The sequence below is a fragment of the Myroides sp. C6-3 genome, assembly GCF_050522425.1.
GTDB lineage: Bacteria > Bacteroidota > Bacteroidia > Flavobacteriales > Flavobacteriaceae > Flavobacterium.
In genome coordinates this window covers 21,431-30,245 of record NZ_JBMVQP010000040.1, presented here as the reverse complement: position 1 = coordinate 30,245, position 8,815 = coordinate 21,431, and the positions used below count along the sequence as shown (strand labels likewise).

The window sequence follows — 8,815 nt, the reverse complement described above, 5'->3', positions numbered from 1 at the left end:
AAAGTCACGGATTGCAAATCCGCGACATCGGTTTTTTTAGTTATCAGTGATCTGTTATGTGGTATCAGTAGATTGTCCAGAAATAGAAAGCCCTTTCTTTAGACGATAGTCGCTACGACGAACAACAACCAACAACAAAAAAAACATAATTTAATGTAACGTTTTTGTATTTTGTGTACTAACTCTTTAAATACGCTAAGACAACATACATGAAACGTTTATTTCTTACTACCTTCTTTTTTACAATCACTATTGTTAGCGTTTATGCGCAGCAAAATCTAGAAAAATCAATTCTCTGGGAGATCCAAGGCAATGAATTGAAATCGCCTTCCTATTTACTAGGCACGGTTCACATGGTTTGTACTGGGGATGTACAGGTAGCAGATAAAGTGCTGCGCGCTATTGATGAAGTAGAACAAATTGCTTTAGAGGTAAATTTAGTAGATGTCAATGAATTAATGAGTATTCAAGAATTGATAGTTTCGCCCGCTGCGCTTTCTTCACAATTAACAGACGCGGAGAGAGAGGAGTTTAGCGCCTTGTTAAAAAGTAAGTATGCTTTAGATATGAAAGTTGTGGATCACTATCCCCCCATTATATTGATGGGGTTGTTAGCAGCTAAGGAGGTCTCTTGTGAGACAACGGGATATGATATAGAGATTTTAAACCTAGGATTGAGTAAAAATAAATACTTTTTAGGGTTAGAGCGTTTTAAAGATCAAGTTGAGCTTACTAATCAATGCTATACAGCTAAAGATATTTTGACGCAAGTAAGAGAGAAAGAACAGGCAGCAGAAGAATTTGTTACCCTAGTTAAAGCATTTAATCAAGAAGATATTGAGGCGCTCTATGAATTGACAATTGAGTCTGGATTCCTAACAGAGGAAATGAGAGTGGCTTTGTTGGACAATCGCAATCACGCTTGGGTAGAAAAGATGAGGGATCTTATGCCTAAAGCACCTACGTTATTTGCAGTTGGAGCAGGACATTTAGCAGGTGAACATGGTGTAATACAGCTGTTGAGAAACCAAGGATTTACCATTACTGCAGTTTTAAAGTAAGAGGTTGTGCAAGTTAATTTAGAAAAAGAATTCTTAGAACGGGTGAATGATCATAAAGGTATCTTGTTTAAGGTAGCTAAGCTTTACATGGATGATAAATCTGATCAGGAAGATTTGTATCAGGAAATGGTCTGTCAACTTTGGAAGTCCTATAGCGGTTTTAAAGGCAATAGTCAATTCTCCACATGGATGTATCGCGTTTGTTTGAACACCGCCATTACTTACTTTAAAAAAGACAGTAAGCGTTCAAAAGTTACGTTTCGATTAGAGGCAGCACAGCACCAGCTACGGAATGAAGAGATAGATTCAGAAGTAGAACAGCAAGTACAACTGCTATATAAGGCTATTCACGAACTCAATGACGTTGAAAAAGCGTTGATTTTTTTGTATTTAGAAGGATTCTCCCATATTGAAATTGGTGAGAATCTTGGAATATCAGAAGGAAATGCACGTGTTAAACTAAATCGCACAAAAAATAAACTACAAGAACTAATAAAGCAAAAAGGATATGAATTTTGATGAGATAAAGAAATCTTGGGAGACTCAAGAAATTAGTACTCCTAAATTGACGGAAGAATCATTGGTTTCGTCTGTTGATCGTTTGCCATTGGATCGCATTCGCAAGAATGCGTTAAAAGATATTGTACTGCAATCGGTGAGTGTTGTTGGGATTGCTTTTTTTCCACAACTTTACGCTATACCAGAAGAAAACAGAGCGATGTTCTATATCGTTTATCTGCTATTTGCGTTTGTGTCATTCTATTATATCCTAAAAATGGCTATTTTTTATCGCACTTCAAGTACATTTGAGATGAATTCTCGGGATAGTTTGTACGAGGTTTATTTTCATACGCGTATGTACGTTCAACTCTATGAAAATTTTTGTTGCTCCGTCGCTCCTTTTGTTATCTTCTTTATACCTTTTTTTATGGGATTCACTCCAGACAAAATAGAGGGGTTGTTTACTCATTGGTGGTTTGTACTTTATTTAATAGGTCTATGCTTTTTTGTTTTTTTTGTTTGTAAATATTGGATCAAGCGATTATATGGACGATACTTCAAACAGATAAAAGAAACGTTGGATCAGTTTAAAATGACAACAGAAGAATAATAATATTGTAAACATTGGATGAATATGAAAATAAAACAAGGGTCTTTTAGTAAACAGCATAACCTTCGTTTTGCTTTTAAACTGTTTCTTATTGGTATAGGCATCGGTGCATATATTGCTTATAGACAAGGCTAGATAAAAAAAACGTCCTATACCATAGGACGTTTTTAGCTTATGAAGTAGAGGAAATAAATTTCATATTTTGAATTCTCACGGCGTTTAAGATAGCAAGTAAAGCAACACCTACGTCTGCAAAGACAGCTTCCCACATGGTGGCGATTCCACCAGCACCTAGGATCAATACTATAACCTTGATAACTAGAGCAAGCGTAATGTTTTGAATCACAATTTTACGGGTTTCTTTACCGATGTGTATAGCAGTTGCTATTTTAGAAGGTTGATCCGTTTGAATAACAACATCAGCTGTTTCAATCGCAGCATCACTACCTAAACCACCCATGGCAATACCTACGTCACTTAACGCTAATACTGGAGCGTCATTGATTCCATCTCCTACAAAAGCAATAGAACTCGTAGGGTGTTCTTTTTTTAATTTTTCTACCTCTTCAACTTTTCCTTCAGGAAGCAATCCTCCTAGTGCGACATCAATTCCTGTTTCTTTAGCTACCTTCTGGGTAATAGTATCTTTATCTCCACTGAGCATTACCGTTTTTTGTACCCCCATAGATTTCATTAGGCGAATAGCTTCCTTAGCGTCAGTTTTAATTTCATCTGCAATAGTGATGTAACCCGCATAAGAATTCCCTATTGAAACGACAACGATACTCTCAACGATATCGTGTATTTCATTGGGAAAAGCAATATTGAAATGGGTGAGTAATGCCGCATTTCCGACTAATATCTCTTGACCATCAATCACACCAGCTAATCCTTTACCTGAGATTTCTCTTACATTATCAGCTACTAAATCTGTTGGATAAGCCTCTACTATGGCTTTAGCAATGGGATGTGTTGATTGTTTTTCAATAGCAGCCACCAGTTGAACAAATTGGTCTTTTGGAAGTGTAGTCTCTACTTTTTGAACTTTAAAAACGCCTTCTGTTAAGGTTCCTGTTTTATCCATGACAACCACATCGAGCTTTGCCATTAGTTCTAAGAAATTAGATCCCTTAAATAGAATTCCATTTCTAGAAGCAGCTCCAATTCCTCCAAAATACCCCAAAGGAACTGAAATAACCAAAGCACAAGGGCAAGAAATAACCAAGAAAACCAACGCTCGTTCTAGCCATTGGGTGAAGACATAAGCATCACCTAAGAAAAAGAAAGGAACAAGGGTTAGGAGTACAGCTAGAAAGAATACAATGGGAGTATAAATTTTGGCAAATTTTCGAATATACAATTCTGTCGGTGCTTTACGAGCACTAGCTTCCTGTACCATTTCTAGTATTTTTGCCAGGGAACTGTCTTGGTATAACTTGGTTGTTTGAATTTCGATTACTTGCTCTAAGTTGATCATCCCTGTTAGTACAGTTTCTCCTTTTTTATAGGTAGAAGGTTTACTTTCTCCTGTGAGTGCTGCGGTATTGAAACTCCCTTTGTCAGAAAGAAGTTCACCATCTAATGGGATTTTTTCTCCTACTTTGACTTGAATGCGTTCTCCGATACCTACTTCCTCTGGATTGACAACAGTGAAGGAATTGTTTCTAAACACACTTGCTTCATTGGGACGAATATCTAAGAGTGCTTTAATATTTCCTTTCGCTTTGTTAACAGCCGACTCTTGAAACATTTCTCCAATGGTGTAAAATAGCATTACCGCCACCGCCTCAGGATACTCTCCAATGGCAAAGGCACCTAAAGTAGCAATCCCCATCAAGGAGAACTCATTAAAGAAATCTTTTTTACGTAAGAGTGTAAAAGCTTCTTTGAGAACAGGTAACCCAACAGGAACGTAAGCTGCTAGATACCATAGTACACGAAGTGTTGGGTTGTTGACAAACCATTCGGCTTTAAGTATATTGGCAAAGAGCACACCCAAGAAAAACATCACAATACTAAATCCAATAGCGTACTTGCTACTCATTTCACCGTGATTGTGGTCGTGATCATCATGACTATGGTCGTCATGGTCGTGCTTGTGATCGTGTTTATGGGGTGTTTTATTGCTGAATTCAAGTTTTGAATTGCAACAACTGTTTTTATCTTGATGTATCATATCTATTTATATTTATTCTACATACAAAGTTAAGTACTTCTGTACAATATAAATAGGAGGGAATCAAGTTTGCAACACTGCTACATTAGTTAACGGTGAACGGTAGATTTTTCTAAAAAAGATGAACTTTTCTTTAAACGAAAATCAACGAACAACGAACGAAAAAAGTTAACCTTTTTCTACATATTTCTTTTTAAAAGTATACATCAACGGAAAACTTCTGCAGCACATCCAAACGGCGAAGGCAAGCCAAACGCTGTACAATTGAAAACCAAAATAGTCTAAGAGGAGTAATGTAGGTAGAAAACCACAAAAAGTAGCAAAGATCAAGTTGTTTCTCAGGAATTTAGCATCGCCCATACCTTTGAATATACCATCGTAAATATAGGCGAGGGAATTGATGGGTTGTACTAATAAAATAATCCAAAAAACAGAAGTGAAAACGAGAATTACCTCTGGGTCTTGATTGAATAATAGACCAATTTGTTCGTAAAAGGCAAAGCAAATGGCAATGAGTATAATGGAGATAATACTAGCATATCTACTAATGGCTTTGCTCATTTGCCACATGGCTGTGTAGTTGCGTTCACCAAAAAGTTTTCCAGCCATGGCATTTCCGGCTGTTGCATAACCATCAATAAAAAAGGAAAAGAAGAGCCAAATATTCATTAGGATACTTTGTGCAGCGATAAAGCTTTTTCCGTAACCTGTTGCATAGGCATTGGCTAAGTATATGGCTACGTTTAAGGTAGCGGTTCTAATGATAAAATTAAAGCTCATACTAATAAATGGCTTTAACGTAGGATTGATGTTTTTGCTTAATCGCATGGAAAAAGGGGTGTACTTGAAGAAGTAGTAAAAAGCCATAATAAGCATAACGGTTTGAGCTACTATACTGGCATAGGCGGCGCCTTTGATGTGAAACGCCGGGATAAATCCCTCTATTCCGTAAACGAGAATATAGGTGAGAACAACATTAAGAGCAGCTCCTGTTAGACTACATTTCATTGCCCAAATTGTGTTTTGCAATCCCCTAAATATGCCGTATAAAGCAAAGGTAATTAGTGTTAAAGGAAAGCCCCATGCTCGAATTAGGTAGTATTCCTTCGCATAGGTAAGCAATAATCCTTCTGCATTGTATGCCGTAAAAATTTCGTGTACAAAAAAGGTAGTAGTTAAAAACAAAAAAACGCTCAAAGCAAAATTGAATAAGATGGCTTGAGGGATTAGTGTTTTGATTACCGTAAGTCGATTTGAACCGTAATGTTGGGATACGGTAGCAGAAAGAGAGGTTTTGGTCTGGGCGACTACCCAGATAATAGCCGATAAGAAGGAGCCAACTAACCCTACAGCGCCTAAAGCTTCAACGCTGTTTTCTTTGATATTACCCACAATGGCAATATCTGTTAAGGTAATGATCGATTCAGATATTCCTGAAAAAATAGCTGGTATAGCAAGTCTGTTAATCCCTTTAAAGGTAATTGGTTGATCCATGTATTGTGTGGCTTTGTACTTGGTAGACAAAGATCGATAAAAACAAAGAGCAAAAAAAATGTTCCTAATCTCTTGGGATCAGGAACACTTATGAAAAAAAAAATTAATTGAATGATTTAAAAACGCATCCCCACACCAAAACCAATCAACATAGGGTCGATTTTTACTTTAGCAGGGATATCTAATTGTTGTCCTGTTGGATTTAAATTTGTAGCATCTACCGTTACGTCTGTTTTCAAGAATAATTTTTTGAAGTCAACGTTGATGAAGAATTTATCTGTGATGTCAATGTCAAATCCGAATTGGTATCCCCAACCAAATTTATTGTCATAGGAAATGCCTTTCGCAGCTCCCGATTTTTCGTTGTAGAAAATGGTGTAGTTTACCCCAGCCCCTACATAAGGTTTGAAATTGCTAGTTACAGGGTAGTGGTATTGTACCATTAACGTAGGAGGTAATAACCATACACTACCTAAGTCTACATTAGCTACAGAACCTTTATCTACAGCAGTTAAATCAGAACCTAAAGTTCCCACTGTATGTCTCGATGTTCCTAAGATTAATTCAGCTGCAATGTTTTCTGTAAAGAAATACGTAAAGTCAAGCTCAGGAATAAAGTTGTTATTCACATCTATTTGCCCTCCAATCGTGCTAATGTCAGCTCTATTGTGAGGAATCACTCCTACACCTCTTAGGCGTACTTGCCATTTGTACGATTCTTTCTCGTTTGTTGGTGTTTCTTGAGCAGTTGCTGTATTACCCATTAATAAAACAGCTCCTAATACTGATAGAAATAGCTTTTTCATAGTTTTCTGTATTACAATTATACTAGAACAAATGTATTTATTGTTTTAGTATAAAAACATGATTTTTATCATTGTGTTATGATTTTATTTAGATGAAATTTTAAAGATGAGGCATTATTGTTTTATTTAAGATAAATTAGTATATTTAAATGTAAAGCAATAATTAAAGCAGTATGAAGAAAACAATCGTACTTGGTGCTTCTATGAAGGAGGAGCGCTATTCCAATCAAGCTATCCGTATGTTACGTGAATATGGACACGAAGTAGTGGCTCATGGATTGAGAAAGGGACAAGTTGTAGATGTTGCAATTGAAACGGAAGTGCAACCGTACAACGATATAGATACGGTGAGTTTATATTTAAACCCCCAACGGCAAGAGGAATTTTACTCTTATATTATTCAATTGAAACCCAATAGGGTAATTTTTAATCCAGGAACTGAAAATCCAGATTTTTACAAGCAGTTAATCAAAAATAATATTGGATACGAAGAAGCTTGTACCCTTGTTTTGTTACGCACGAATCAATTTTGATTTCGAACTAATACACAACAGTAAAACAAGTGTGATTAGCGCATTGACTACGATTAATTCGTTATCGAAAACATAACCGTTTAAAAGCGTACTTGAGTGATTGCTAAACCACAGCGTTGCAAAAGGCGCTAGTAGGCAAATATAAGGAACGAGTTTGTCCTTCACTTGGCGATTTTTAAAGAAAATGGCAAAGCTAAATAAGCCCAATAGTGGACCATAGGTATATGAAGCTATTTTAAAAATCATACTCACTACAGAAGCATCATTGATGGCATTGAAAAGTATAATCACTAAAAACATAAGGATAGAGAAGCCAAAGTGAACGAGTTTTCTCTTCCAAACATTTGCGGGATTATCTTTTTGTTTATCCATGTGTAAGAAGTCAATACAGAAAGAAGTGGTAAGAGCTGTCAAAGCAGAATCCGTGGTTGCGAAAGTGGCTGCGGTTAATCCCAATAAGAAAACTACAGCGGGAATGACAGACAAGTGATTGAAGGCAATTTCAGGAAACAGTAAGTCGGTTCTCGGTTTTTGGGTAATTGCATCAAAGGGTACCTCAATCCCTTGGTTGTTGGCATAGATATAAAGTAATGCTCCAATCCCCAAGAAAAGGAGATTGACAAGTACGAATATTCCCGTAAAAGAGTACATGTTTTTTTGTGCTTCTTTAATGTTCTTGCAACTCAAGTTTTTTTGCATCAAATCTTGATCCAGGCCTACCATCGCAACGGTTACAAAAATACCTCCTAAGAACTGTTTGATGAAGTGATAACGGCTACCCATAAAATCTTCAAAGAAAAAGACCTTAGAGTAGTTGCTGTTTTTTACTTCCTCAAAAGCTTGAATAGCTGATAAATCCAATTGGTGGCAAATAAAAATGATGGTCAAAATTACAGAAGCTACCAAGAAAAAGGTTTGTAGAGAATCAGTAATAATAATGGTTTTTAAACCTCCTTTATAGGTGTAGGCATAGATGAGTAGAAGGGCAATGAGTACGGTAGCAAAAAAGGGAATACCAAAATAGTCAAATACGTAGCGTTGTAGTACAATAACGACCAAATATAGACGAAAGGCAGATCCTATCGTTCTACTCAATAAAAAGATAGATGCTGCACTTTTATAGCTGTAAAAACCCAATTTTTTTTCAATATAGGTATAAATAGAAACCAGGTTGTATTTGTAGTAGAGTGGAAGTAAAACGGAAGCGGTGATAATAAAACCAACAGCATTTCCCAAGATAAACTGAAAATATTTAAACTGTTCTCCATTGGGTGAGCCTACTTCTCCCGGTACAGAGATGAAAGTTACGCCAGATAATGCTGTTCCAATCATTCCGAAAGCAACTAAATACCATTTTGCATTTTTGTTCGCACTAAAAAAAGCCTCATTACTGCTGTCTTTTTTACTCGTTAGATGAGAGATGGAAATCAGTAGTCCAAAGTAAACAGCGATAATGATAATGATAGTTAGTGGCGTCATTGCACAAGTTATTTTTGATGTTGTATAAAATCAAAAGTAAGTAAATTTTAGTTATTCAGACCTATCTTCCTTGTGGAAAAGAGTTGGAGTTATAAGGAGAGTTCAAATGCTATTATCTACAGAAAGAAGAAAGCTAAAAGTGACTTTGTACTTTA

At 36.3% G+C, this 8,815-nt stretch carries 8 protein-coding genes; 4 read left to right on the top strand and 4 right to left on the bottom strand.

Translation table 11 applies throughout. The annotated features are described in order from the left end of the window. The first annotated feature begins 209 nt into the window (after positions 1-209). Genes ACPDG9_RS14125 through ACPDG9_RS14115 form a run of 3 tightly spaced genes read left to right on the top strand, consistent with a single transcriptional unit; the run spans position 210 to position 2,172 of the window. On the top strand, positions 210-1,061 hold the full coding sequence (locus ACPDG9_RS14125; protein ID WP_430528365.1) for a TraB/GumN family protein: 852 nt from the start codon (positions 210-212) through the stop codon (positions 1,059-1,061). 6 nt (positions 1,062-1,067) lie between these two features. Then, complete coding sequence (locus ACPDG9_RS14120; protein WP_430528364.1) at positions 1,068-1,580, top strand: RNA polymerase sigma factor; 513 nt, start codon at positions 1,068-1,070, stop codon at positions 1,578-1,580. Beyond that, positions 1,570-2,172: a hypothetical protein gene (locus tag ACPDG9_RS14115; protein WP_430528363.1), complete on the top strand. Its 603-nt coding sequence runs from the start codon at positions 1,570-1,572 to the stop codon at positions 2,170-2,172. The genes ACPDG9_RS14120 and ACPDG9_RS14115 overlap by 11 nt, the downstream gene beginning before the upstream one ends. Before the next feature lie 172 nt (positions 2,173-2,344). On the opposite strand, the gene ACPDG9_RS14110 is transcribed toward ACPDG9_RS14115, so the two are convergent. The 3 genes from ACPDG9_RS14110 to ACPDG9_RS14100 all read right to left on the bottom strand — a co-directional run bounded on the left by ACPDG9_RS14110 (position 2,345) and on the right by ACPDG9_RS14100 (position 6,648). Further along, positions 2,345-4,348, bottom strand: a complete 2,004-nt coding sequence (locus tag ACPDG9_RS14110; protein ID WP_430528362.1) for a heavy metal translocating P-type ATPase — start codon at positions 4,346-4,348, stop codon at positions 2,345-2,347. Positions 4,349-4,516: 168 nt separating this feature from the next. Beyond that, positions 4,517-5,842: an MATE family efflux transporter gene (locus ACPDG9_RS14105; protein ID WP_430528361.1), complete on the bottom strand. Its 1,326-nt coding sequence runs from the start codon at positions 5,840-5,842 to the stop codon at positions 4,517-4,519. A 116-nt stretch (positions 5,843-5,958) separates the two neighbouring features. Then, complete coding sequence (locus ACPDG9_RS14100; protein WP_430528360.1) at positions 5,959-6,648, bottom strand: OmpW/AlkL family protein; 690 nt, start codon at positions 6,646-6,648, stop codon at positions 5,959-5,961. 173 nt (positions 6,649-6,821) lie between these two features. Between ACPDG9_RS14100 and ACPDG9_RS14095 the strand changes: the two genes are divergently transcribed. After that, a complete protein-coding gene (locus ACPDG9_RS14095) occupies positions 6,822-7,181 on the top strand; it encodes a CoA-binding protein (RefSeq protein WP_430528359.1) in 360 nt (119 codons plus the stop codon). Here ACPDG9_RS14095 and ACPDG9_RS14090 read toward each other — a convergent pair. Beyond that, positions 7,161-8,660, bottom strand: coding sequence for a sodium:solute symporter (locus ACPDG9_RS14090; protein ID WP_430528358.1), 1,500 nt, complete (start codon positions 8,658-8,660; stop codon positions 7,161-7,163). The genes ACPDG9_RS14095 and ACPDG9_RS14090 overlap by 21 nt on opposite strands. Between the last annotated feature and the right edge of the window lie 155 nt (positions 8,661-8,815).

What these genes read in the sequence shown, in the direction of transcription:
- ACPDG9_RS14125 (WP_430528365.1), top strand. Translation starts at nt 210, where the DNA reads ATGAAACGTTTATTTCTTACTACCTTCTTTTTTACAATCACTATTGTT.
- ACPDG9_RS14115 (WP_430528363.1), top strand. Translation starts at nt 1,570, where the DNA reads ATGAATTTTGATGAGATAAAGAAATCTTGGGAGACTCAAGAAATTAGT.
- ACPDG9_RS14110 (WP_430528362.1), bottom strand. Translation starts at nt 4,348, where the DNA reads ATGATACATCAAGATAAAAACAGTTGTTGCAATTCAAAACTTGAATTC.
- ACPDG9_RS14105 (WP_430528361.1), bottom strand. Translation starts at nt 5,842, where the DNA reads ATGGATCAACCAATTACCTTTAAAGGGATTAACAGACTTGCTATACCA.
- ACPDG9_RS14100 (WP_430528360.1), bottom strand. Translation starts at nt 6,648, where the DNA reads ATGAAAAAGCTATTTCTATCAGTATTAGGAGCTGTTTTATTAATGGGT.
- ACPDG9_RS14095 (WP_430528359.1), top strand. Translation starts at nt 6,822, where the DNA reads ATGAAGAAAACAATCGTACTTGGTGCTTCTATGAAGGAGGAGCGCTAT.
- ACPDG9_RS14090 (WP_430528358.1), bottom strand. Translation starts at nt 8,660, where the DNA reads ATGACGCCACTAACTATCATTATCATTATCGCTGTTTACTTTGGACTA.